The 24,644-nt window shown below is 33.2% G+C and carries 22 protein-coding genes; 1 reads left to right on the top strand and 21 read right to left on the bottom strand.

Features of this window, described 5'->3' with window-relative positions:
* Positions 1-311 precede the first annotated feature (311 nt).
* The 20 genes from HMPREF3264_RS07630 to bshC all read right to left on the bottom strand — a co-directional run bounded on the left by HMPREF3264_RS07630 (position 312) and on the right by bshC (position 22,945).
* The gene (locus HMPREF3264_RS07630; protein ID WP_070872795.1) at positions 312-1,229 is read right to left on the bottom strand and encodes an RluA family pseudouridine synthase; all 918 of its coding nucleotides are present in this window, start codon (positions 1,227-1,229) and stop codon (positions 312-314) included.
* Positions 1,230-1,241: 12 nt separating this feature from the next.
* Positions 1,242-1,718 (bottom strand): signal peptidase II, encoded by a 477-nt coding sequence (gene lspA / locus HMPREF3264_RS07635; RefSeq protein WP_070872797.1) that lies wholly within the window; start codon positions 1,716-1,718, stop codon positions 1,242-1,244.
* A 175-nt stretch (positions 1,719-1,893) separates the two neighbouring features.
* Positions 1,894-2,691: a VOC family protein gene (locus HMPREF3264_RS07640; RefSeq protein ID WP_070872799.1), complete on the bottom strand. Its 798-nt coding sequence runs from the start codon at positions 2,689-2,691 to the stop codon at positions 1,894-1,896.
* Positions 2,692-3,058: 367 nt separating this feature from the next.
* Complete coding sequence (gene ileS / locus HMPREF3264_RS07645) at positions 3,059-5,809, bottom strand: isoleucine--tRNA ligase (protein WP_070872802.1); 2,751 nt, start codon at positions 5,807-5,809, stop codon at positions 3,059-3,061.
* 341 nt (positions 5,810-6,150) lie between these two features.
* Positions 6,151-6,804 carry a DivIVA domain-containing protein gene (locus tag HMPREF3264_RS07650; protein WP_070872804.1) on the bottom strand — a complete coding sequence of 218 codons (654 nt, stop codon included), beginning with the start codon at positions 6,802-6,804 and terminating at the stop codon, positions 6,151-6,153.
* A gap of 28 nt (positions 6,805-6,832) precedes the next feature.
* Positions 6,833-7,612, bottom strand: coding sequence for a YlmH family RNA-binding protein (locus HMPREF3264_RS07655; RefSeq protein WP_070872806.1), 780 nt, complete (start codon positions 7,610-7,612; stop codon positions 6,833-6,835).
* Between the two features lie 148 nt (positions 7,613-7,760).
* A complete protein-coding gene (locus tag HMPREF3264_RS07660; RefSeq protein WP_002442431.1) occupies positions 7,761-8,051 on the bottom strand; it encodes a YggT family protein in 291 nt (96 codons plus the stop codon).
* Positions 8,052-8,062: 11 nt separating this feature from the next.
* Positions 8,063-8,671 carry a cell division protein SepF gene (locus HMPREF3264_RS07665; RefSeq protein ID WP_002442429.1) on the bottom strand — a complete coding sequence of 203 codons (609 nt, stop codon included), beginning with the start codon at positions 8,669-8,671 and terminating at the stop codon, positions 8,063-8,065.
* Positions 8,668-9,342, bottom strand: coding sequence for a YggS family pyridoxal phosphate-dependent enzyme (locus HMPREF3264_RS07670; protein WP_002442427.1), 675 nt, complete (start codon positions 9,340-9,342; stop codon positions 8,668-8,670). The genes HMPREF3264_RS07665 and HMPREF3264_RS07670 overlap by 4 nt, the downstream gene beginning before the upstream one ends.
* Positions 9,343-9,359: 17 nt before the next feature.
* Positions 9,360-10,151, bottom strand: coding sequence for a peptidoglycan editing factor PgeF (pgeF, locus tag HMPREF3264_RS07675; protein WP_070873271.1), 792 nt, complete (start codon positions 10,149-10,151; stop codon positions 9,360-9,362).
* A gap of 274 nt (positions 10,152-10,425) precedes the next feature.
* Positions 10,426-11,610, bottom strand: a complete 1,185-nt coding sequence (ftsZ, locus tag HMPREF3264_RS07680) for a cell division protein FtsZ (RefSeq protein WP_002442422.1) — start codon at positions 11,608-11,610, stop codon at positions 10,426-10,428.
* A gap of 32 nt (positions 11,611-11,642) precedes the next feature.
* Positions 11,643-13,043, bottom strand: a complete 1,401-nt coding sequence (ftsA, locus tag HMPREF3264_RS07685; RefSeq protein ID WP_002442420.1) for a cell division protein FtsA — start codon at positions 13,041-13,043, stop codon at positions 11,643-11,645.
* Between the two features lie 103 nt (positions 13,044-13,146).
* The gene (locus HMPREF3264_RS07690) at positions 13,147-14,562 is read right to left on the bottom strand and encodes a cell division protein FtsQ/DivIB (protein ID WP_070872809.1); all 1,416 of its coding nucleotides are present in this window, start codon (positions 14,560-14,562) and stop codon (positions 13,147-13,149) included.
* A gap of 15 nt (positions 14,563-14,577) precedes the next feature.
* Positions 14,578-15,927, bottom strand: a complete 1,350-nt coding sequence (gene murD, locus HMPREF3264_RS07695; RefSeq protein ID WP_070872811.1) for a UDP-N-acetylmuramoyl-L-alanine--D-glutamate ligase — start codon at positions 15,925-15,927, stop codon at positions 14,578-14,580.
* Between the two features lies 1 nt (position 15,928).
* Positions 15,929-16,894 carry a phospho-N-acetylmuramoyl-pentapeptide-transferase gene (mraY, locus tag HMPREF3264_RS07700; RefSeq protein WP_070872813.1) on the bottom strand — a complete coding sequence of 322 codons (966 nt, stop codon included), beginning with the start codon at positions 16,892-16,894 and terminating at the stop codon, positions 15,929-15,931.
* A gap of 181 nt (positions 16,895-17,075) precedes the next feature.
* Complete coding sequence (locus HMPREF3264_RS07705) at positions 17,076-19,412, bottom strand: penicillin-binding protein (protein WP_070872815.1); 2,337 nt, start codon at positions 19,410-19,412, stop codon at positions 17,076-17,078.
* Positions 19,393-19,794: a cell division protein FtsL gene (gene ftsL / locus HMPREF3264_RS07710; RefSeq protein WP_002442411.1), complete on the bottom strand. Its 402-nt coding sequence runs from the start codon at positions 19,792-19,794 to the stop codon at positions 19,393-19,395. The genes HMPREF3264_RS07705 and ftsL overlap by 20 nt, the downstream gene beginning before the upstream one ends.
* A 12-nt stretch (positions 19,795-19,806) precedes the next feature.
* Complete coding sequence (rsmH, locus tag HMPREF3264_RS07715) at positions 19,807-20,742, bottom strand: 16S rRNA (cytosine(1402)-N(4))-methyltransferase RsmH (protein WP_070872817.1); 936 nt, start codon at positions 20,740-20,742, stop codon at positions 19,807-19,809.
* Positions 20,743-20,756: 14 nt separating this feature from the next.
* Entirely contained in the window at positions 20,757-21,188 is a 432-nt protein-coding gene (gene mraZ, locus HMPREF3264_RS07720) for a division/cell wall cluster transcriptional repressor MraZ (protein WP_002442408.1), read from the bottom strand.
* A gap of 143 nt (positions 21,189-21,331) precedes the next feature.
* Entirely contained in the window at positions 21,332-22,945 is a 1,614-nt protein-coding gene (gene bshC / locus HMPREF3264_RS07725) for a bacillithiol biosynthesis cysteine-adding enzyme BshC (RefSeq protein WP_070872819.1), read from the bottom strand.
* A 188-nt stretch (positions 22,946-23,133) separates the two neighbouring features.
* Here bshC and HMPREF3264_RS07730 point away from each other — a divergent pair, with 188 nt between their 5' ends.
* Positions 23,134-23,574, top strand: a complete 441-nt coding sequence (locus tag HMPREF3264_RS07730; protein ID WP_070872821.1) for an N-acetyltransferase — start codon at positions 23,134-23,136, stop codon at positions 23,572-23,574.
* A 235-nt stretch (positions 23,575-23,809) separates the two neighbouring features.
* Here HMPREF3264_RS07730 and HMPREF3264_RS07735 read toward each other — a convergent pair whose 3' ends face one another.
* The gene (locus tag HMPREF3264_RS07735) at positions 23,810-24,496 is read right to left on the bottom strand and encodes a YjjG family noncanonical pyrimidine nucleotidase (protein ID WP_070872823.1); all 687 of its coding nucleotides are present in this window, start codon (positions 24,494-24,496) and stop codon (positions 23,810-23,812) included.
* Positions 24,497-24,644 lie beyond the last annotated feature (148 nt).

Raw genomic sequence — 24,644 nt, forward strand, 5'->3', positions numbered from 1 at the left:
GAAATCCCTTTAAATGTATACTTATTCCTAATTATCATGTCTTCGAAGCCTCTCTGGACTTTCAATTAAAGACTACGCTTTTCTATATTTAAACTGTTATAAGTTTAAAGCTTTTTAAGAAATAAGTCAATACATTCTCTAAAACGATTAGAATAAGCGCACATTAATTTAAAAATTGTCAATAGAATCTAAATATGTGTATTAATGGGGGTTCAATGACAAAAAATACATTTGAATGAGAGTATACGATAAATAAAAAATGGCTTAAGACAATTTCTAATTTGAAACCATCTTAAACCATTTATCTACATTTATGCATCTCTTCGTCGAATATCTTCTAATAAATCTTTAAATTCTTTTGGTAATTCTGAACTTCTTTCAATGTATTCATGAGTGACTGGATGTTCGAATCCAATTACACCTGCATGTAAGGCTTGTCCACCGATATCTAATGTTTTCTTAGGACCATATTTAGGGTCTCCAACAAGTGGGAAACCTATATATTTCATGTGCACACGAATTTGATGTGTACGGCCAGTTTCTAATTCACATTCAATTAATGTATAATCTTTAAAATGTTCTAATACATTAAAGTGTGTGACCGCATCTTTGCCATCGTCTACAACAGCCATTGCTTGACGATCATTTTTATTTCGACCTATTGGTGCATCTACAGTACCATAGTCATGCGGAATATTCCCATGTACTAAAGCTGTATATTTACGTTTAACAGTTTTATCCATGAGTTGCTCAACTAAACCACGATGCGCAATATCATTCTTAGCAACCATTAATAAACCTGATGTATCTTTATCAATTCGATGCACAATACCTGGACGAATTTCACCATTAATTCCTGATAAATCTTTAATTTGATACATCAAACCGTTCACCAGTGTACCTGTGTAATGACCTGGTGAAGGATGCACTACCATCCCTTTAGGTTTATACACAATCGCCACGTCTTCGTCTTCATAATAGATATCTAAGTTTAAATCTTCTGGTTGAATATCCGCTTCTACGACTTCCTTTTCCGTGACAATAACATGATCATTCAATTTAACTTTATAATTGGATTTAATCACTTTATCATTTACTTTAACTAAATCTTCTTTAATCCAATCTTGAAGTTGACTACGTGACCACTCATCATTCATTTCAGATAATAGTTTATCTATACGTTGACCGACTTGACTTTCATCGGTAATCTTAAATTCATATGTTTCCAAGTGTGAACCTCCTTATCCCTTTTTAGTGGTATCTTTCAATAGTGCAATAATGACAAAAATCACACCTATCGTTAAACTAGAATCTGCTATATTAAAAATAGGAAAATCATATCCAAAAATATATGTATCTATAAAATCGACAACCTCACCATTAAAAACGCGATCGATAAAGTTACCTAATGCACCTGCAAATAATAAACTAATTGCAACTTGCATAAATAAATTATATTTAGCTTCTTTAATATAAAACAGCACGAGAACGACTAAAATAACTAAAGTGATAATGTAAAAAAATCCCATTTTACCACTCAAGATTCCCCAAGCAGCTCCGTTGTTTCTATGTGAAGTAATATTTAAAAAATGAGGAATAACTTCATAGGAATCACCTATTTTCATTGAAGTAGCTATGATCCATTTTGAAACCTGGTCAAAAATAATGACTAAAATTGCTATAAGAAGTGAGATTCCAATATAATATTTCTTTTTCATTCATGTGCCTCCATTCAATACAACGTCCCTTTTTGACAACACCTAATATTATATCCTACTCAATGGTATAAAAAAAGGTAATGGGTCATAAATATAATTCAGAAAAATTAATTTTGTCGTCCCACCTTTTCATGGATAAAGTTATCAGTGAAGCCTATGATTTCAGTGCTTATATTCATTGTTCTGTGATGCGATTAAATCTGAAATATAAACCATCTGGCCCTTTTAAATCCTTGTGCGTAGTTTCTGGATAATGGAAATCTATCATCACCAAACCGTAAGTATTCTCATTATCTACGCGTTTTGTCCCAGATAACCATTGATTCATTGCTAAGTGATTATAGTAATGATTTGAAGCTAAAAATAGAGAATAATCATCCATGTATGCTGATTCCTCTAAACCAAAATAATTAAGATAGTATGATTTAATTTCTGAAATTCTAATCGTCTTGAGATGCAAGGAGCCTAATTTGGCATCCTCTGGTATACCTTGCCATCCTTCGTCAGAAACTTCTTTTAATAATCTAGGCACATTGACAGGAATAATATCCATTTTCACTCTGTGGTCTTCATCATAATTCCAAAATTCAAAATCCTGATCAACATAAAATTTTAATGCATTACCCTCTGGATCTTCAATAAACAATGCTGTACCTACACTTTGCTCCCCACCATTTACAGGTATTTCAAAATCACTTAATTGTACTAATAAATCAGCTAGTGAAGATAGCTCTGGTAACAAGATTCCTATATGAAACAGCCCAGCTTCAGACATTAAAGGTTCTCTTCCATTATGAATTTCATTAAATGTAATATATTGATTCGCATGGCCAACTTCATATTGAACAGTCGTCATAGATTCGTTAACAAGATTAAATCCTAAAACTTCTTCATAAAATGCCTTAATCACTTGCTTATCTTTTATATTTATTGTTACACCATTAACAAAATGTGCATCTTTACTATGAAACATCCTACTATCCTCTCAATTTCCAATCACTCTTTTTATGTAAAACAATGACTTCACTATTATCATATTTTTAATATTATGCCTAAAATTACACATAAATTCAAATTTTTGCTTTGAAATATTTTGTTTAAAAGATTTTTGAAATGTTAGAGAATTTGAAATTAAGAGATTAACAATAAAGAAAACTAATCATTCGTTTATTGTGCAGTTAAGTTTTAATTACAGTCCCTATAGACGCTCAAACGTAGAAGCTAACGCACTTTAATTCCTTGAAAAATTTCAATATATTAACTCATAAAAAAGACACAAACGCCTATATCACAGCGTTTGTGCCCTTATTTTTGAACAATAACCTATCAAATTAGTAATATTAAACTAAAGTTTTAACCACTTCTTGACAACGTGGGCAAAGATGATCAAGTTCACCTACGGAACCTAATTCTTCGCTATAGTTCCAACATCTTTCACATTTTTCACCTTCAGCATGTTCAATACGAATGTCACCATATTTGTATGAAGTGCCATTTTCAACTGTATCAACAACTTCTACTTGAGAGACAATGAATAATTGTTGAAGATCATTAAATTCTTGTAAGAATTCTGTAGCTTTAAAGGATTCGTTGTTACCGATAATAACTTTAGCTTCTAGTGATTTACCAATCACTTTCTCATTACGCGCTTGTTCTAGCGCACGGTTTACATCGTCACGTAAATCCATCAAAGTATTCCATTTATCAAGTAACGTTTTATCAACGTCAACCACTTCTGGCATATCAGCTAAATGAACACTTTCTTCTTTAACATGAGGCGTATGTGACCATACTTCCTCAGCAGTGTGTACTAAGATTGGAGCGAGTAATTTAGTCATATCAACTAAAATTTGATATAACACTGTTTGCATGCTACGACGTTTGTGAGAATCTTTTTTCTCAATATAAAGGATGTCTTTACCATAATCTAAGTAGAAATTACTTAATTCAACGTTAATGAAGTTTTGAACTTCTTGATAGATATTTAAGTAATCGAAATTCTCATAATTATTGATTGTACTTGCAGTAAATTCACGTAAACGATTAAGTAAATAACGGTCTACGTCTAATAAATCATTTTCAGGAATACGATCAGTTTCAGGGTTATAGTCATTAATATTACCTAGCATAAATCTTAATGTATTTCTGATTTTACGATATACGTCAGATGTTTGTTTTAAAATCTCATCAGAGATACGTACGTCAGCTAAATAATCTGTACTACTTACCCATAATCGCGCAATATCTGCACCTTTTTGTTTTACTACTTGGTCTGGAACGATAACGTTACCAAGTGATTTACTCATTTTCTTACCTTCTCCGTCCATAACGAAACCGTGAGATAATAAGAATTTATATGGTGCTTGGCCTCTTGTTGCAACTGCAGTAGTGATTGAAGAGTTAAACCAACCACGATATTGGTCACTACCTTCAAAGTATAAGTCAGCTGGGAAGCTTAATTCAGGACGATTTTCTAACACGCCACGGTGTGATGAACCAGAGTCAAACCATACATCCATGATATCTGTTTCTTTAGTAAATTCACCATTTGGACTACCTGGATGCGTAAATCCTTCAGGTAATAAATCTTTTGCTTCTCTTTCAAACCAGATGTTTGAACCATGTTCTGCGAATAAATCAGCAATATGATTGACTGTTTCTTTCGTCATGATGATGTCTCCATTTTCAGCATAGAATACTGGTAATGGAACACCCCATACACGTTGACGAGAAATTACCCATTCACCACGGTCACGAATCATATTATAGATACGTGTTTTACCCCAGTCGACTTTGAAATCAGTATCTTCAATCGCATCAAGAATATCTTGTCTTACTTTACTAATTGAAGCAAACCATTGTGGTGTTGCTCTAAAGATGACAGGTTTTTTAGTACGCCAATCATGTGGGTAACTATGAGTAATAAAGTTCAATTTAAGAAGTGCGCCCTTTTCAGTTAAAAGGTCAGTGACAGCTTTATTGGCTTTATCATAGAACATACCTTCAAATTGTCCGCCTTCTTCAGTAAATACACCTTTGTCGTCTAATGGACTAATTACTGGCAATTCATATTTTTGACCAACAATGTAGTCATCTTCCCCGTGTCCAGGTGCAGTATGAACGCAACCTGTACCTGCATCAGTTGTGACATGATCACCATTGATAACAAGTGACACACGATCTAAGAATGGATGTTGTGCTTCTACATATTCTAATTCTTTACCTGTAAATTCCTTTTCAAGTTGAATAGATTCTTTATCCCATTCTAAAGCTTCTGCTACTGTTTCAGATAATGCTTGCGCAATAATGTATTTTTGTCCATTAACATTGTATTGACCGTATTTAAGTTCTGGATGAACTGTAATGGCAACCTTTGATGGAATTGTCCATGGCGTAGTTGTCCAAATAATGAACTTAGCATCTGGATCTACGACACCTTTATCATCTTTAACGTCAAACGCTACATAAATTGATGCAGAACGTTTATCATGATATTCAATCTCCGCTTCTGCTAAAGAAGATTCACTTGAAGGTGACCAATATACAGGTTTTTTACCTTTATAAATTAGACCTTTGTCTGCCATTTCACCGAATAATCTAATTTGTGCCGCTTCATATTCAGGAGTGAGTGTAATATAAGGATTATTAAAATCACCACGCACACCTAAGCGTTTGAAATCTTTCTTTTGAATATCAACTTGTTTAAGTGCGAATTCTTTACATTTTTCTCTGAATTCAGCAATAGACATTTTTTTACGGTCTACACCCTTTTTAGTTAAGGCTTGTTCAATAGGTAAACCGTGTGTATCCCATCCTGGAACATATGGTGCATAAAAACCTTGCATCGTTTTATAACGCACGATAAAATCTTTAATAATTTTGTTAAGTGCATGTCCCATATGTAAACTACCATTAGCGTATGGTGGGCCATCATGTAGAATATAAGATTGATTTCCTTTGTTTTTTTCTAATGCTTTTTGATATTGATCTTCAGCATCCCATTTTTCCTGAATTTGAGGTTCTTTATTAGGCAAACCACCTCTCATTGGAAAGTCAGTTTTGGGCATTAATAAAGTATCTTTGTAATTCATTCTGTTCACTCCTTCTTATGATAAAAAAAGAACTCTAAGTTCAATCAACAGGGACGGCTTAACCGCGGTACCACCCTGTTTAACTCAACTTAGAGTTCTCTCTTAAAGCATATTAAAAATAAAAGCCAGTGATATAAGAAACAAACATGATGTTAGGCTCTCACCATTTCCTAACTCGCTGGAATATGTTAACTGCTTCTTACGCGTCTGTCTTTCTATATCATATCAATAAATTGTTATTTAGAAAATGCATTTTTATAACAAATAAGTTAACAAGGCAACTGAACATGCATCTTTTTATAAAAACTATCCTGTTACCTATCAACCTTGCCTCAAATCCATTATTGGTTGTTTGAAGTTGAATTTGATGATGTTGATTGAGAATCTGAAGCATTCGCTGATTCAGATGTTGATTCATTATGATTAACTTGCTCATCTGATTGACTATTTTTCATTGCACGTTCTTCAGGTGTTAAATCATTATCATTTAAATGATGAATATCTTCTAAAGTCACTTGTTCAGCATCTAAATCATAATTTAATAAATAATCCCAATCTTCACTCTTAAGTAAATCAAGCTGTGCTTCCACTAACATGCGGAAACGAGATCTAAACACTTTAGATTGACGTTTCATGTCTTCCGTTTGGAATGAAAGACGACGTGCTTTTTCAATAGCTTCATTCACAATTTTATCAGCTTGAACTTGTGCTTTAGCTAGTGTTGCTTCAGCATCTTTAGTCGCTGCAAGTTTAGTTTCTTCTCCTACTTTTTGTGCTTGAATTAAAGCATCACTTACAGATTGGTGAACATCTTGATAAGATTTAATATTTGTATCTCTGTCTTCAACTACTTTTTCAAGTTGCTTTTTATCTTCTTTAAGGCGTTCAATTTCATTGCTTAATTGATCTAAGTAATTTGCCACTTCAGTAGGTTCTAAACCGTTCTTCACTCGTGTAAACTCTTTATTCTTAATCTCACTTGGTGTGAAAGGCATGTGATATCCTCCTTGTTTCATCACTATACTATTTAAATAATGTTTGATAGGTAATGTGTAATTTATCTTTTTTAGTTCTTCCACCAATTTCTGTGATTTGGGCTCTACCAAATCCTTGGATAGAAAGTAAATCATTCTTCTCTAATTGAAAGTCAGGTGTATCTACAATCGTGTGATTCACTTTTACTCTTTTCTTTTCGATTAATTGTTTCGCTATATTTCGAGATTTACGTATCATGTCTTTTAATACAACATCTAATCTCAACGCACTCACAGTAGCACTTTGAATTTTCCAATTCTCTTCTGATTGTATCATATCTTTTATAGGAATAGAATTAAGTTTAACTGTGGCGCCTTTGATACGCGTTAGTTCAAACATGATATAAGATTCTAAACGCTTTGTCAAAATAAATTGTATCTCATCACCTATCATAATATCACCAAGTTGATCTCTTTCAATCCCCAATGACATTAATGTTCCAAGTACGTGTTGATGTTGTATATTCACAAACTTCTCTGGATAATCTATTTGAAGGAGCGAAATTTCATAATCTTCTTCTTGTGGTTCATAATAGGAAGGTGCAATGATAGCACGTTTTCTTTCAGCATGTGGTCCCCCGTTATAAGTCACATTTAAATCTTCATAACTTCCTACAATTACTTCTAATATAAATTGCCCTCTCGGATCTAAAAATGCTGTAAGCACCGGTGCATAATGACTATCCGCTTGTTCGCATTTATCCATCAATTGATCAATTAATTCTTGCTCTTCATTTCTAAAGTGTTGATATATATCGATGACAAACACCTCCTACCGTTCTATTATTTTTCTGAAACGGATTGATTACATATATAATTTGAAATGTTCAAACATGTACATGATAAAAACGAGGTCAAAGTTGTTGTATACTTTGCCTCGTTTACTACATGTATATTATATTAGAAGACGCTTCAAGTTAAGCCATATGTGTAAGAATGATATTAAAGATCATTAATAATCCACGTTGGAATAAAACTAATACAATGATTGCCGCAATTGAAGAAATATCTATAAATCCAATGGGTGGAATAACTTTTCTGAAAGGTTCTAGGAAGGGTTCATAAATCTTCCCTAAAAATTCTCCAACTTTAGATTCTCTGATACTAGGAACCCAAGAAGTGAAGAAATAAACAATCATTCCTATATAATAAACTTGTACTAAGAATAAAATAAATCGGAATATTGTACTAAGCAAACCGATATCCATAATTTAACTCCTTATTCGTAATGTTGCTCCATGCTTTCGATATGATCAGTTATGCTTCCAGCAACTTCCACGTTATCAGGTGTACATAAGAAAATATCAGTACCTACGCGTTGGATATCTCCACCAATGGCATAGACTGTACCACTTAAGAAGTCAATAATACGTTTTGCAGATACTTTATCAATACGTTGTAAATTAACTAATGTAGCACGTCTATTTTTCAACTCATCAGCGATATCTTGAGTATCTGAAAAAACGCGTGGTTCAAATAAGCACATTTTTGAACTTTCCTGCGTTGAATAACTTTGAGACGATTGGTTCATAGTGACAACGTTACGAGAATTACTCTTTGAATTATTATTCATACGATAATTCCTTTCCTCAGATGTAGCATTTTGTCTGTTTGTACTCTTTTGTGGTACAGATTTAATCGCATTTTGTCTACTTATATTATTTTGTGTTTGTGCTGGTGTCGTATTTTCATTGCGCGACTCCACATCACGATCTTGAGCACGCTCGCGTGATCTAGCAGATTCACGTTCTTCTGGCGCTTCTACTTCTTCTTCATCTTCTACTACAAAAAATCCATTAAATAAATCCTTCAAAGCCAAGGGGCTCACTCCTCTTCTCCTACAAGTTTAGTCCCAATTCTGACAAAGGTTGCACCTTCTTCAACTGCGATTTGATAGTCATTACTCATTCCCATCGATAATTCAGTACATGGTGCATGTTCTAAATTGAATTGTTGAATTTCTTCTTTTTTATGTCTTAAATCGTGAAATATTGATTTAATGTATGAAGCATCATCTGTTAGTGGTGCCATAGTCATTAAACCAACAATTTTGATGTTCTCATAATCTTTTAATTCATTTAAAAATTCGTTAACTTCGTCTAAAGCGATACCATGTTTTGATTCTTCCCCAGAAACATTCACTTGCACAAAGCAAGATATGACATGATTTGCTCTTTTATTAATCTCCTTAGCTAAACTTAGGCGATCCAATGCATGAAAATAATCAACTTCATTGATGACGTCTTTGACTTTCCTAGATTGTAAAGAGCCAATAAAGTGAAAAATAGCGTCATCAGGTAATGCTGCTTTCTTCTCTTTGAAGCCTTCTAATCTATTTTCACCAAAGTGTCTAATGCCTGCTTGATAAGCTTCTTTAGCTCGCTCTATTGTAACATACTTTGTCACAGCAATCACGTGAGGTTGTGCTGAAATGGAATTTTTTTCAATATGATTGCTAATTTCTTCTTCAATTTTGTTTAAATTCTGTTTGACACTCATTTGAGTTCCACCTCACTTTACTTTCGTCCTATAAATGCTAACATACGCCCAGTGTTTCCCTTTTCAACTCTATAAGAGAAAAATAATTCTAAGTTCTCCGAAGTAGCATAATTGGTAATATAAATATTCTCAGAAGGCACACCAGCTTCTTCGAGTAACAATGCATTCGCTTTTTTCAAATCAATTCCATGTCTATTTTTATCACGAGTATCAATATATTTTGAGGTATCAATCGTTAGCGTTTCAAATTTACTTTTAATGTCATCATTAATTTCGTATGTATTAGACGTTGATGGTCCGATGACAACCTGTAAATCTTTAAGGTCAAAGTCGATTCTTTTTACCATCTCTTTGACAATTTCACCATACGTACCTCGCCATCCTGCATGAGCTAAACCCACATATCCATGACTTTCACTATAGAAATATACTGGCACACAATCTGCATAACACATCGTTAATAATATATTCGGTTCATAGGTATATATACCGTCTATACCATATAAGTTATCAGTTAACGCTTTAATATTTACCCCTTTATGATCTTGTGTGATTTTAGCGACTTTATTTTCATGAGTTTGTATAGGAAATACCCAATTTTCTCTATCGAAACCAATATCACTAGCAAGCATCTTTTGATGCTCGGTAATATTATCTTGATTGTCATCAACATATCTTGCCATATTAAACGCATGTTCAGGATAAAGACTTAAACCATTCTCTCTTGTTGTGAAACCTAACTTAATATTTTGTGAATGTTTTACGTCATAATCTAAATAATGTTCTTTCTTTATAAATCTTTCCGCCATCATGTTTCACCACCATACGAGAATGTAATTTAAAAGATTGCTAGTCATCATCACAATAAAGTATATTATAAAACTATTATATATCATCTATTCTTACATTTAAACTGCAAGTATATGTATGAGTTTACTTATTTTTAAAGGATGACATCTTACTCACTATTTAAACAAATATTATTTGCTAACCTTCTTCAAATTTGTAAAAAGTAAAAAGCACAAACTAAAAAGCCATCAGACATTTAACTGATGGCTTTTTAAGTGAGTTGTTAAGTATATATTAACGTCTAGTTCTTCTAGAACGTCTTTCTTCTCTATTTCTAATAAAGCTAGGAATATCGTCATCTTTAGTAGTATGACTTCTTTCGCTTACACCTTCTGAAGCTTGTGAGCTAGAAGAATTTGTAGCAAATGAATCCTCTTTCGGTGTAGAGTGACTTTGGCTTGTAGAACCACTGTTCACGCTTGAACCGAAACCAGTGCTTGTAGACTTACGACCTTGAGAAGAAGGTTTATCTTCAAAGCCTGTTGCAATCACTGTAACAACAATTTCATCTTGTAGTTCAGGATTAATAACTGTACCAAAAATCATGTTTACATCTTCATCAGCTGCATCTTGAACAATATCCGCTGCTTCTTGAGCTTCGAATAATGAAAGTGATTCTCCACCTGTAATATTCATTAGCACACCTTGTGCACCAACAATTGAAGTTTCTAATAATGGAGAAGAGATTGCTTTTTTAGCTGCTTCTACTGCTCTATTTTCACCAGAAGATACACCGATACCCATTAATGCAGAACCTTGATTTGACATAATTGTCTTAACGTCAGCAAAGTCTAAGTTCACTTCACCAGATACTGCGATTAAATCTGAGATACCTTGTACACCTTGACGTAATACGTTATCTGCTTCTTTGAATGCTTCCATCATAGGTGTTGATTTATCAACGATATCTAATAAACGATCATTAGGGATAACGATTAATGTATCTACTGCTGCTTTCATAGCTTCAACACCAGCTGCTGCTTGTGTTTGACGCTTACGACCTTCGAAGCCGAATGGACGAGTAACAACACCTACAGTTAAAGCACCCATCTCTTTAGCAATTTTAGCAACAACAGGAGCTGCACCAGTACCAGTACCGCCACCCATACCAGCAGTTACGAATACCATATCTGCACCTTGGATAGCATCTTCAATTTGTTCACGAGATTCTTCAGCTGCTTTTTTACCAATTTCAGGGTTAGCACCTGCACCAAGACCACGTGTCAATTTTTCACCGATTTGGATTTTTGATTCTGCTTTAGACAAGTTTAAAGCTTGTCCGTCTGTATTGATTGCGATAAACTCAACGTTATTCATACCATGGTCAATCATACGATTAACAGCGTTGTTACCGCCGCCACCTACACCGATGACTTTCAATGTAGCTAAATGATTAAATCCTTGTTCAAATTCTAACATTTAAATTTCCTCCTAGTCTTAATGGCCAATAATCATTCAAATAGAGATTTCATTAATTTTTTAAATTTACCTTCTTCTTTTTCTTTACCTTCTGATTGATGATGTTCATCTTCGTGTTGATTTACGCGGTCTTCGTATGTTTCTTCATGAGGTGCTTCAGGCTCTTCCTCATAAGTATCTTTCTTATTTGATTTACGTTTAAACCAATCAAAACCGCTTGATTTAGATTCGTTATCTTTATCATTAGACTCGATAACTTCCTCTTCAAATTCTTCATTATCATGATAACTAATTGTAACATAATCTAATAACTCGTCAAAAGCGATACTACTAGAAATTGTTGAAATTGCAGAAGAGAATTCAGGTTTTCTAATTCCCATTTGTGAAGGTGTATGAATTCTAACTTTTTCACTTACCATATCTTGTAATAATTCTTTTACTCCAAGTAGGTTAGCAGAGCCACCTGTCACAATAAATCCGCCATTTACTTTTGTTAAACCAAGTTCTTGAAGAACATCGAATACTTCAAAGAATATGTCTTCAACGCGTTGCTCAATAAAATCGCTTAAGTCCTTTTGAGTATATTGAACATGTTCTTCACTATCAATTTGGTCTACTGAAAATACATCCTGCTCTGAAGCTGAGTCATAGAAAGCATGACCATATTGATGTTTAATCTTCTCGGCAGTATCATATGTAGTATTTAAGCCTTGAGCAATATCATCTGTAATATCACGTCCAGCCATTTCAATAGAATCTGCATCTACTAATTCGCCACGTTCATAAAATGCGATTTGAGTTAAATCTTCACCAATATCGATGACACATGCGCCTAACTCTTTTTCAGTAGCTGTCAAAATAGATCCATAGTTATAAGCATCAGAGTAAACATCTAATACGTCAACACCACATGCTTCAACACATTTAATCATATTGATTAAAATAGATTTTTGAATAGCTATCACGCCTGCATCCACTTTTAGAGAGTGTCTTGCAATTAATTCTTTAGGGTCTGAAACTTCATTATCTTTATCTACCACGAATCGGATAGGAAAGACATTGATAACTTCTGTCTCAGCTACATCATTTTTATCACGGATACCATCTAACACCGTTTCGATGTGTGTTCCATTAATTTCAGTATCTTCATAAAATTCAATTTCATTTGATTCATCGTATACTTCGGTACCAATGATAGGTAACTTCAAGAATACTTCTTTTATATCTACACCTGAGGCAATTGAAGCCTTCTTAATCGTATCTTTAATTGCTTGTCTCGCAATATCGAAATCGTCAATCAGACCATTTTTGATACCGCTAGTGTAGGTTTGTCCTGTACCTATCACATTTATTCCATTGTGAAATTTTTCGCCTACTATTGTTTTTACACTTGATGAACCTATATCTATACTTACATAGTAATGTTCCTCCATAGATAGGCACCTCCTGACAAATTACTATTAAAATACACTATGTTTAGTTTACAATACGTTGAATAGCTTGTGAACTATAAACACATACTATTACCGAATTTTTTTAATTATTATCTTTTGATTGTTTATTAATTTTATTCAATACACTTTGTAACTCTTCTTTTGCTTCACTTTCTTGTTGTGTCGATTTTGTTACATTCTGATCAGTTTCTGATTCAGCTCCTGATGAACCTCCATAAGGAATAAATGATGCACCTACTGATAAATCAATGTATCCATCCGTTTTAAGGTTACCAGAATCGTCTCTACTTAGCGATTGAGACATCTGCGGATAATATTTCATTTTATTAGCAATTGTTGTAATATCTCCTACAACTTGAATATCATCCTTTGTAAAAATCTTTATTCTATTTTGCTTATTCTTTGCTGGGGCATAGCTTACTTCAGCAATCATACTCCTAACTTCTGGAGACATTTCAGATAAAGCTTTAATCATACTTGTTTTTTTGTTGCCTTTGAAACCATCAATGATTGGACCATCGTGTGAAACATCATCACTATAATCCTTTAATTCTTTACCGTCTTCGATGATTGGCACATAATTATCTTTGTTTTTTTCTAAACCGACTACCTGATACTCTGTCACTTTGACATTCAAAGTATTAGGTAATTGTTTATGAATTTCTACGTCTTTGATTAAAGGGTTTTTCTTTAAATTATTAATTGCTTTACGCTTACTAAACGTATACATTCTAGAATGAGAAGTAACATGAAGTTCTTTATTAATTTTACTCGTGCTCACGTTGTTATTACCCTTAACATTCACATTTGAAATCTTGCTCAGTGGTGTGAACATATATAGTAAGAAAATAACAATCAATAGTACTAATAGCGTAATAATTGTATATTGAATCCTCTTTTGTCGTTGTCGACGTAACGCTCTTTTTTCTTCAAGCGTCATAGGTCTATTAGGCTCGACCTGTTGATCTTTATTACCTGACGAACGCTTATTTTTATTTATAAACGGTAATGAGCCAAGCAAACCTTTCTTTTTATCCTCTTTTTTATCTTGCGCATTGTCCTCAGTTGATTTGAGTTCATTATCGCTATCAGAAGAAGCCTCTTTATCTTCTTGTTGATCAGTCTCGTTCTTCTCTTCAAGATTGTCGTTATGTGCTTGTGATTCATTGAGATTGTCATCACTATCCACATCGATCGTCTCATCTTGTTTAGTATCATTACTTTTATCTAAGGCATCATGAGGTGAATCTTGATTTGAACTATTCTCAACATTTTGTTCTAAATGCTTATCTTGAGTATCGTCCTCTCTTTGATGTTCATGATTTGCCAATTCCTCTTCGTTCACTTTATCGCCGAAACGTTTTCTTTTACGATTTCGAAAGTCTTTATTTCTTCTGAAAAGCCCTAAATCATCGTTATCGTTTTCTTCTCTTTGATGTGAAGTGAAATCTTCTATACGCGACACTTTATCATTACTATGTTTATTTTTTTCATCCATGAGCATTCACACTCCTTAATAAGATGGCAAGTGTGCTCGGAATCTTTCGATAAATTTCTCACCACGTTCTTCAAATGTATTATATTGATCCCAACTTGCACAAGCTGGTGATAGTAACACCACATCATTTGGTTCAATCACTTCTTGAATTTTATCAACCGCATCTTCAACGTCTGTAGCTTTGATTACGTATTTACCTTGGCTATTACCTAGTTTAGCAAACTTTTCCTGAGTTTCGCCAAAAACAACCATAATACGAACATTATTCATATATGGAATTAACTCATCAAAGTCATTGCCTCTATCTAATCCACCACATAACCATATAATAGGTTGTTTAAATGAATTTAAAGCAAATTGTGTAGCTAAAGTATTAGTTGCTTTGGAATCATTGTAGTATTTATTCGTACGATTTGTACCAATGTATTGAAGTCTATGATCAATTCCTGAGAAAGTTGTCAGACTATCTACGATGGCTTTAACTGGTACGCCTGCCAAAATGGCAGCTAATACTGCAGCCAAAATATTTTCTAAGTTGTGCTCGCCTGGTAAAACTAAATCTTTAACATTTATGATACGAATGCCATTATATACAATGAATCCGTCTTTAATATAAATACCGTCCACTTCTTGCTGAGTAGAAAAATACATGGTTTTCGCCTTAAGATTTTCTGACTCAATTAAATGTCTTTGATGATAATTGCAAATTAAGTAATCATCTTTAGTTTGGTTTTTATAAATTTGTTTCTTCGCGTTTTGATAGTTCTCTAATGTTTCATGATAATCGAGATGTGCTGAGTAAATATTCGTAATAATTGCAATATGAGGTCTATACTTTTCAATTCCTAATAATTGGAAAGAAGAAAGCTCTGTAATTAAATATTCATCAGGACGAGCTTCTTGAGCTACTTTAGAGGCAACATATCCAATATTTCCAGATAGACGACCTGTTAATACACTTTTTTTAAACATATCACCGATAAGTGACGTCACAGTTGTCTTACCATTTGTACCAGTTACTGCAATAATTGGCGCTTCTGATATGAGATAACTTAATTCTACTTCAGTTAATATTTTTAATCCTCTACGTACAGCTTCGTCGATAATTGAAACAGTGTATGGTATACCAGGATTCTTAACAATAATTGGATTATTATCTAGTAAAGATAAAGGATGTCCGCCACTTACGACTTTGATGCCCATTGATTCGAGATCTTTAGCGTGTGCATCCTGTGAAAGATCTTTGCCATCATTCACTATGACATTCGCACCTAATTTAGCTAATATTTTTGCAGCTTCATATCCACTTTTAGCTAATCCTACCACTAGAACATTTTTATTTTCTAATTCTGTGTAATTTAGCATTCTAATGCACTCCAATCCATAGTCCGATTAATCCTGAAATTAAACCTACCGTCCAAAATACAGTTACAACTTTCCATTCTCCCCAACCACTTAATTCGAAATGATGGTGAATTGGACTCATTTTGAAAATGCGCTTTTTAGTTAATTTATAAGAAGCAACTTGTAACATCACTGATAAGGTTTCAATAACGAAAACTAAACCGATAAATATAAGTGACAGCTCTTGATTAAGCATGATTGAAATGGTAGCAAAGATACCACCTAAAGCTAAACTACCTGTATCACCCATAAATACCTTTGCAGGATTTAAGTTATAAGGAAGGAATCCTAATAAAGCAAACACCATGATAATACAGAATATACCAATAGCTGGTGAATCAAGAATAAAACTCATAATCGCATACATTGCAAATCCTATAATAGATAATCCTGTAGCTAATCCGTCTAATCCATCAGTTAAATTCACCGCATTTGAAAATCCAACTTGCCAGAAGACAATGAATAAGACATAGGCAAATGATAATGGGATATCGAAGTTAGAAAATGGAATATGTAAATTTGTAGTAAAATTGATTAAATGAAAGACGTCACTTAATACAAAGAAAATAACTGCAATTAATATTTGAGCTAAGAATTTTTGTTTACTTGTTAAACCTTGGTTGTTCTTTTTAACTACAATAATGTAATCATCAATGAATCCGATTAATCCAAAGCCTATAGTAACAAATAATAACAAGATGATTGGATTTGATTTATCAACAAAAATAATCGCAATCACAGAAGTAATAATGATACTAATTAAAAATGTAAGCCCACCCATCGTAGGTGTTCCTGTTTTTTTCATGTGGCTTTGTGGACCTTCTTCTCTAATGCTTTGTCCAAACTTCATTCTTTTTAAAGTTGGAATAAGCACTGGAACTAATATAAATGTTATGAGTAGTGCGATGATCGCATATATAAAGAACATATGAATCTCCTTTTCTTCACTTTCTAATTTTTACTCGTTTGATTGTAAATAACCTTTAATAGTTTATCAGTTTTCTCTTTGTTTTCATATAAAACTTAAAATATTAATAAATAAGGTTGGGACCATTTCTAAGTTAATCCCTAAAATGATAATCCCAACCTCATTTGTTTACTCAGTTCCGTTAACTATCGTCATTGGAACTTGATTTATTATTTGAATTGCTATTGGAGTCTTTTTTAGAGTCAGAACTTGAACTATTCTTTGAATCTGATTTTGAAGATGAGTCTGATTTCTGCTTATCTGATGATTTATCGTCAGATTTTGATTGTTTATCAGAACCCGTATCGTCAGACTCGTCATCGTTTTCATCTGTCTTGTCTGCTGATAAAGTAACTTCAATTTTGTCTTTACTTTTTAATGTTTGACCTTTAGTTACATTTTGATTTGTAACGAAACCATTACCTTTAGTTGAAACTTTGATGTGGGTCAGGTCTTCGAATGCTAACACATCTTCCTTAGTCCAACCTGTCATATCAGGCATTGTTACATCACCATCAGTGAGTAATAATACTTTACTGTGTGGCAATATTTTAGTGCCTGCTTTTACAGATTGCGCTTTAATTTGTTTGCCACTACCGATTGTAACTGGTTTTAGCGATTGAGCATTCAAGCTATCCTCTGCTTTTTGCATTTCTTGACCTTCAACATTCGGTACCTTACTGTAATCTGCTTTTGATGTAGAATCGCTTGATTTACCAACATTTAGATACTTAAGTGTATTCTCCATGATTGGTTTAAATGCTTTACTTACACCCATTTCATAAGCTTCTTCATCATTTTTCTGAGCTAAACTCATACCAGCATAAACAATGACTTTCGGGTTCTTCTTAGGTGCATCACCGATAAAGCTCACAAAGTATGGATTTTCGCCTTTAACGTAACCTCCACCATTTGAATCGGCAACTTGTGCTGTACCTGTTTTACCCTCAATATCATAGCCTTTAACACGATAATTCATTGCATGACTTTGTTTGCTGTTAACAACTTTATCAAGTTCGTTTTCTACTTTTTTGGCTGTATCTGCAGTCACTGGTTTACCTGCATATTGTTTTTCCCCACTATAGTAATTTTTCTTAGTGACAGGGTTGTCAATACTACTAACAAACCAAGGTTTTAGCATATTTCCTTTATTAAAGAAAGCTGATTGCGCTTGAATCATTTGTACCGGCGTTACTGTTGTAGATTGTCCAAATGCAGTCGTTTTTTGTTGCAATTCATTAGACCAACCAATATGTCCAGCTGCTTCGCCATCAAACATTCCGCCTGTTTTTTTACCAAATCCAAAGCGTTCATACCAAGATTTCATTTTATCTGCGCCTACTAAGTCTTGTAAGTGCATCATCAATGTATTGGATGAATAAGTAAATCCTAGTGACATTGGGATTCTACCCCAACCTGTTTTATTCCAGTCTGAAATCTCTGAGCCCATGATATCTCGATGTCCTGACTGATATTTTTCATCTGGTTTAAACTTACCTTCTTGAATTGCTGCAGCTAAACCATATGTTTTAAATGTTGAACCAGGTTCATACGTGTTTTGATATAAGTCATTTGCCCACTTTTTACCAAAGTCTTTTCCTGTTTCTGGATTAAAAGTAGGACGCTGACTGTAAGCGAGAATTTCTCCTGTTTTTGCATCCATCACTACAGCGAATAAGTCTTTAGGAGCATATTTTTCTACCATACCATCGAGCGCTTCTTCGACGAAGACTTGAATATTAGAATCAAGTGTTAAATGAACGTCATCTCCACGCTTAGGTTGTTGTTCTTTTTTAGTATTAGGAGCAATATAACCCCAAATATCTTGAATATATTTAAGTGCGCCTTGTGTACCGTTTAAATAACTATTGAAAATCTTTTCAACACCTAATGCTCCGTTTAATTGACCAGTATCTGGATCTTTTTGTGCCATTCCAATTAAATGGGAAGCAAAATTGCCATTAGGATAGAAACGTTCTGTCTCTGGATATAGTGAAATACCAGGCATATCCATTTTTTCAATTTTTTCTTTATCTTGATAAGTCAGATTTGTGCCTTTTTGACCGAATTCCACTTGGAAGGCTTTTTTCTGATTTAAACGTTTTTCAATTTCACTAGGTTTCATATCTATAACTTTAGATAATTGTTTTGCTGTTTTCTTTTTATCAACAACATGACGTGGTTTTTTACTATTTTGACTCGCCTTTTTATCCACGACTGCTACTACCTTGTATCTTTCGACATCTTCGGCTAGAACTTTACCATTCCGGTCATATATCTTTCCTCGTTCTGGTTGTTCCGAATTTTTTACTAAATACTTTTCATTTGCCTTCATTACTAAATCCTGACCATTAGAATGACCAGTAATCATAATGTATGAGAACCTTAAAACCAATATAAAAAAGAGCAGTCCGAATAAACCAACTAGTAGGACTGCCCCTATTTTATTTTTTTTAATTTTAATTTTTCGCTTCGCCATTATTACGCACTACCTTTACATTGTCGTTCTGTAGGCTCATACCTTGTTTTTTAGCCTTATCGTAAATGCGTTCATAAGAAGAGTTTTTCTTGATTTCAGATTTTAATGCGCTGTTTTCACTAGATTGTTTCTCTATTTTTTGATCTAAATCTGCAATTTTTCCTCGCGTGTCGTACGCATCCATTTTTAAAGATAGCATATATATACTAATCATGGCAATTACAGTAATAAGTGTTATGTATAAAACTTTTTCGAATCTAGTTAATTGTACAACCACTTTTCTTTTGACTGTTTGTTTCTCAGGACGAGATTGCGGTTGTCTTTGTGGGATACTGGTTTGTGTTGCTTCATCATAGGGTTGATAAATTTTTTCTACAGCCATTTCAATTACTCCTTATTTTAAAATTTCTGCAACACGTAGTTTTGCACTACGCGCACGATTGTTTTCGTCTAAATCTTCTTCAGTAGCGGTTATCGGTTTGTTTTTTACACTTTTTAATTTCGGCGAGTATGCTTCAGGAATAATTGGTAATCCTCTCGGAACTTCCGGTCCTTTTTCGTACTCTTGAAAGATTTGCTTACATAAGCGATCTTCCAATGAATGGAACGTGATGACCGAAATTCTTCCGTTCACCTTTACATTTTCAATTGCTTGTTCAATTGAATCTTCAAACGCGGATAATTCATCGTTAACAGCTATTCGAATTGCTTGAAAAACTCTCTTAGCAGGATGACCGCCTTTACGTCTTGCTTTCGCTGGTATGCCTTCTTTGATGATATCGACAAGCTGTAAAGTCGTCTCAATCGGTTGTTGTTCACGATTCGCTTCAATTCTTCTAGCAATTTGCTTTGAGAACTTCTCTTCTCCATAACGATAAAAAATCTTAACTAATGCTTCGTAGGACCATTCATTCACTACTTCGTATGCAGATAATGATTGAGTTTGATCCATACGCATGTCTAATTTCGCATCATGATGATAACTAAATCCTCTTTCAGGGACATCTAATTGTGGACTTGAAACGCCGAGGTCATAATAGATGCCATCTACCTTTTCAATGTTGAGTTCTTTTAAAATATTCGTTAATTCTCGAAAGTTGTTATGAACAAAAGTGACTTTGTGCAAATGTTCTTTTAAAACTTCCTTTGCATTTTCTATGGCTGTTAAATCCTGATCAATCGCTATAAGTCTACCTTCATCATTTAATTGATTAAGTAAATAAAGGGCGTGCCCTGCACCACCAAGCGTACAATCAACATACACACCATCTTCTTTTATATTTAAATAATCAATGGTTTCGTTTAACATAACGCTGATGTGATGAAACACTTTAATTCCTCCATTTAAAAATCAAAATCTATTAAATCTTCAGCAATATCTTCGAAACTATCTTCAGATTCTTCATAGAAATCGTTCCAAGTTTCTCTGTCCCAAATCTCAATACGATTTGAAACCCCAATTACTGTACATTCTTTGGTTAAATTAGCGTATTTCCTTAAATTTTGAGGAATGTTAATACGCCCTTGCTTATCTAGTTCAACTTCAACAGCACCAGAGAAGAACATACGCATAAATTTACGTGCATCTTTTTTAGTCATAGGTAAGGTCTTCATCTTCTCTTCAATTTGTTGCCATTCTTCAAGCGTGTATCCAAACAAGCATTTATCAAGGCCTCTAGTGATAATAAAACGTTCATTTAAGTCATAACGAAACTTGGACGGTATAATCATACGTCCTTTTGTATCTAATTGATGATCGTATTCTCCCATGAACATTTTTTATCACCTCACCTTATTTATAATTTACCACATCTCCCCACTATCCTCCACTAATTATGCAAAAATAGTTCAAATTATTTGCTCAAACACAAAAAAGCCCATTTTATCAAAAAGATAAAATGGGCTTAAACACCGTTATATCAAGGTTTTATAATAATATGATCAAAAGTGTAATGAAGTGGTGGATAGGTGGAGGGACTGAACACATTTTTCCCAAAATCATTCATAATTTGTAATGAATTCCAAATTCTTTCTTGTAATCCACCCATTGGTTGGAGAACTTCATTAATTTCTCTAAATTGACGCATGCTAATATCATTTTCTCTTTCTACATTTAGCAAATACCGTTTTAATAAGTAATCGTATTGTTTTTGATGAATTTCATTATTCTTTTCAATTAGCATTTCATTATCATGGTTTCCTGCAACTTGTAATTTGAGTTTATCTGTAAGTTGCTGTTGTTGAACTTTCATTTCTTCCACTTGTGAAATAAGTTCATTAGAGGCTTGTTCACGTACAAATCGTTGTCTATCATTCTCCACACCGTTTGAAATAATTGTTTCGGTAGTTAAATCATATTGAGAGAGCAATTTCTCAGTTCTTTCATACATATAACTTATTCTTAATCTTGGTAATACTATTGGCATTTCGACTTTTAAAAGTTGAAAAACTTCTTTAAGTTCGGCCCAATACTTAATTTCACTTGGTCCACCAATAAATGCCACTGTATTAAACAACCATTCTTCCATTATAGGACGTGTTACTACATTATTAGATATTCTTTCAGGTTCATTATCAATGATTTCTAATATTTCTTCTTTTGAGTAACTATTTTCAGATTTACTTGTAATAAACTTCCCATTTTTATAAGTTAGCAACTGTCTCATGTTATCTTCGTGAATGAATAAATGAGTATTTGTCTCAGTTTGAATCACAGGAGTTAAACCTTGCGCTTCTGTATTGTTTTGTGTCTCACGAAAAGCTTGATCTAACTCGTCGTGCTGTTCTAACATTTCCTTAAGAATTGGTCTTTCCATACGTCTTAAATCTGTATATTGTGCATCTATAAACAGAACGCCATATTCTTTAAACACCTCATGTAAAAGGCCTTTGAAAATATCGGTCCAGTTATTGTAGCGATGAATTATGTTCTTGCACATTTCATATACTTCTAAACTATGCGTCGTCTCCTTTAATTCTTTAAAAAAGCTATCTAACGCATCAATCAAAGCATCTTTATCAGGAGTAAAACGAGAGACATTACTTTCAGGTGGAGTCATAGTATGATATTTGATTTTATTAAGAGAGGCTTTTTTATCATTGAATACATAGGTATGATTCACTTCATCAAAATCATGATCCTCTCCAGCAATCCAAAAAACAGGAACAATTTGTTTATGATATTGTTCTGACAATTCATTACACAGCGTTATGATTGAAAATATTTTATGAAAAGTATACAAAGGACCACCAAACAATCCTGCTTGTTGCCCACCGATGACTACTTTTGCACCATTTGCTAAGGCATCTAAGTTCTCAATTTGTTGTTTTGTTAAATCCAAATCATTCATATAAGATTCTATGACGTTGGCTAACTCTGCTTCTCTTCCATTATTTGGCGTCGCTAATCTTCTTGCAAAGCTATCTTTCTTACTTGCATCGTATTCGAAAAATCGTGTGATTTGAGAATCGCCGTTTTTTATTTTATTGATAAACTGATTATCTTCATTTAACTTTATTACATTGCAATTCATGTTTTTACTCCTTCAGTAGCACTATTACTCATATAGTATAAAGACTAAGCGCTTTGATGACAATTTAACGGCTTAAAAGAATTTATATAAACACTTATTAAAACTTAAAATTTCTATTATTTTAAATAAATGAAACTTACCTTTAAAATAGGGTATAATAAAGAAAAGAAACAAAGGGGGAGTAAAATATGAGTGAGGTAAAACATTTAGAGATTAATTATAAAACAGACGAACTTTTCGAAGATTTTAGAGAGTTCGGAAATAAAGATCTTTATATGGTTGAAGAGTTAAAAGGACAAATGATTGACGCAAGTTCTGACTCACCTTTTTATGGTATCTTTGTCGGAGATAAATTTGCAGCAAGAATGGCATTGCTTGATAAAGGTGAAGTTGAAGAAACCTATTTCCCAGATTGTGAAGACTATATTTTATTATGGAAATTAGAAGTATTAGAGAAATACCAAGGTCGTGGTTATGCTAAAAAACTCATCGACTTCGCTAAGGAAAAAGACAAACCAATTAAAGCAATTGCTCGTAATAATTCAAAGGATTATTTCTTGAAACAAGGTTTTGAAGATGTAGAAGCTAAAAATCCAGAAGGTCATGATATTTTAATTTGGAAACCGTAATTATAACTATGCCTTTGATTAAAGTGAACATTGTAATTTAAATTCTTTGTTCAAATGTCATTAAAAAACTGAATAAAAATGTCTTATTATTAATTGATAAATAGCGCATTATTATAATAATAGCCGTTAAAATGAACTTTTAAATACATTCACTTTATGGGCTATTATTTTTGTGTAATAATCTTACGCTATCATTTTTTGCCGGAGATAAATTAATTTTTCATTTACTCCTATATTATTCAACTATATCGATAAGTTCTGATAAATCACGTATTTCATAATGCGGTTGAATATCAGTTTGATTTACTTTATTACGTTTATTAAACCAACACGTTGCAATATTTGCATTTAATCCTCCCATAATATCAGAAGTCAATGAATCCCCAACTATCATTGATTGTGCCCTTTCATTTTCTCCGATTTTTTCGAAAATGTAATCAAAAAACTGAGGCATAGGTTTTTGATAACCTGTTTGTTCCGAAATAAAAATCCCATCAAATATCTCATTAAAATTTGTCTGTGCAATTCGACGCTGTTGCGTTATTGTCACTCCATTAGTAACAATATATAAACAGTGATTGTGTTGAAGCTGTTCGATTGTTTGAATAGTATGATCAAAAAATTTTAAAGGTGCTTTGGCTAATTCGTCTCGAAATATTTCATCAGCTTCTTTACCATTAACTTCAATTTGATAGTCTTTAAAATAATTGATGAATCTGTGTGATAAAACTTGTTCTTTAGTTAATTTATTTTGTTGAAAAGCTTCCCAATGCGCTTGATTGACCTTTCTAAAATGTAGAAAATCTTTTTCACTAGGAAAATGGTGATACTGATGTGCCATATTATAAAAAGCCTTCTCCTCAGCATCAAAAAAATCTACAATTGTATCATCAAAATCTAAGAATATATTTTTATATGTCATTACTAATTCTCCTAGTCCAAATATGATTAAAGTAGTTCATACATTTCATATTATCAAATATTTTGACATTAAAAAAAGACCAGAGCGCTTGCCCTGGTCCATTTATATATTAAGAAAATTAGAATCCGAATACTTTACCTAATAAGCT

The sequence above is a fragment of the Staphylococcus sp. HMSC62A08 genome (genome assembly GCF_001839105.1).
In the GTDB taxonomy this organism is placed as follows: domain Bacteria; phylum Bacillota; class Bacilli; order Staphylococcales; family Staphylococcaceae; genus Staphylococcus; species Staphylococcus caprae.

What these genes read in the sequence shown, in the direction of transcription:
- HMPREF3264_RS07640 (WP_070872799.1), bottom strand. Translation starts at nt 2,691, where the DNA reads ATGTTTCATAGTAAAGATGCACATTTTGTTAATGGTGTAACAATAAAT.
- HMPREF3264_RS07650 (WP_070872804.1), bottom strand. Translation starts at nt 6,804, where the DNA reads ATGCCTTTCACACCAAGTGAGATTAAGAATAAAGAGTTTACACGAGTG.
- HMPREF3264_RS07730 (WP_070872821.1), top strand. Translation starts at nt 23,134, where the DNA reads ATGAGTGAGGTAAAACATTTAGAGATTAATTATAAAACAGACGAACTT.
- ileS (WP_070872802.1), bottom strand. Translation starts at nt 5,809, where the DNA reads ATGAATTACAAAGATACTTTATTAATGCCCAAAACTGACTTTCCAATG.
- lspA (WP_070872797.1), bottom strand. Translation starts at nt 1,718, where the DNA reads ATGAAAAAGAAATATTATATTGGAATCTCACTTCTTATAGCAATTTTA.
- HMPREF3264_RS07690 (WP_070872809.1), bottom strand. Translation starts at nt 14,562, where the DNA reads ATGGATGAAAAAAATAAACATAGTAATGATAAAGTGTCGCGTATAGAA.
- HMPREF3264_RS07660 (WP_002442431.1), bottom strand. Translation starts at nt 8,051, where the DNA reads ATGGATATCGGTTTGCTTAGTACAATATTCCGATTTATTTTATTCTTA.
- mraZ (WP_002442408.1), bottom strand. Translation starts at nt 21,188, where the DNA reads ATGTTCATGGGAGAATACGATCATCAATTAGATACAAAAGGACGTATG.
- HMPREF3264_RS07670 (WP_002442427.1), bottom strand. Translation starts at nt 9,342, where the DNA reads ATGAGTGTCAAACAGAATTTAAACAAAATTGAAGAAGAAATTAGCAAT.
- HMPREF3264_RS07735 (WP_070872823.1), bottom strand. Translation starts at nt 24,496, where the DNA reads ATGACATATAAAAATATATTCTTAGATTTTGATGATACAATTGTAGAT.
- ftsZ (WP_002442422.1), bottom strand. Translation starts at nt 11,610, where the DNA reads ATGTTAGAATTTGAACAAGGATTTAATCATTTAGCTACATTGAAAGTC.
- pgeF (WP_070873271.1), bottom strand. Translation starts at nt 10,151, where the DNA reads ATGGCGGAAAGATTTATAAAGAAAGAACATTATTTAGATTATGACGTA.
- bshC (WP_070872819.1), bottom strand. Translation starts at nt 22,945, where the DNA reads ATGAATTGCAATGTAATAAAGTTAAATGAAGATAATCAGTTTATCAAT.
- ftsA (WP_002442420.1), bottom strand. Translation starts at nt 13,043, where the DNA reads ATGGAGGAACATTACTATGTAAGTATAGATATAGGTTCATCAAGTGTA.
- mraY (WP_070872813.1), bottom strand. Translation starts at nt 16,894, where the DNA reads ATGTTCTTTATATATGCGATCATCGCACTACTCATAACATTTATATTA.
- murD (WP_070872811.1), bottom strand. Translation starts at nt 15,927, where the DNA reads ATGCTAAATTACACAGAATTAGAAAATAAAAATGTTCTAGTGGTAGGA.
- ftsL (WP_002442411.1), bottom strand. Translation starts at nt 19,794, where the DNA reads ATGGCTGTAGAAAAAATTTATCAACCCTATGATGAAGCAACACAAACC.
- HMPREF3264_RS07705 (WP_070872815.1), bottom strand. Translation starts at nt 19,412, where the DNA reads ATGGCGAAGCGAAAAATTAAAATTAAAAAAAATAAAATAGGGGCAGTC.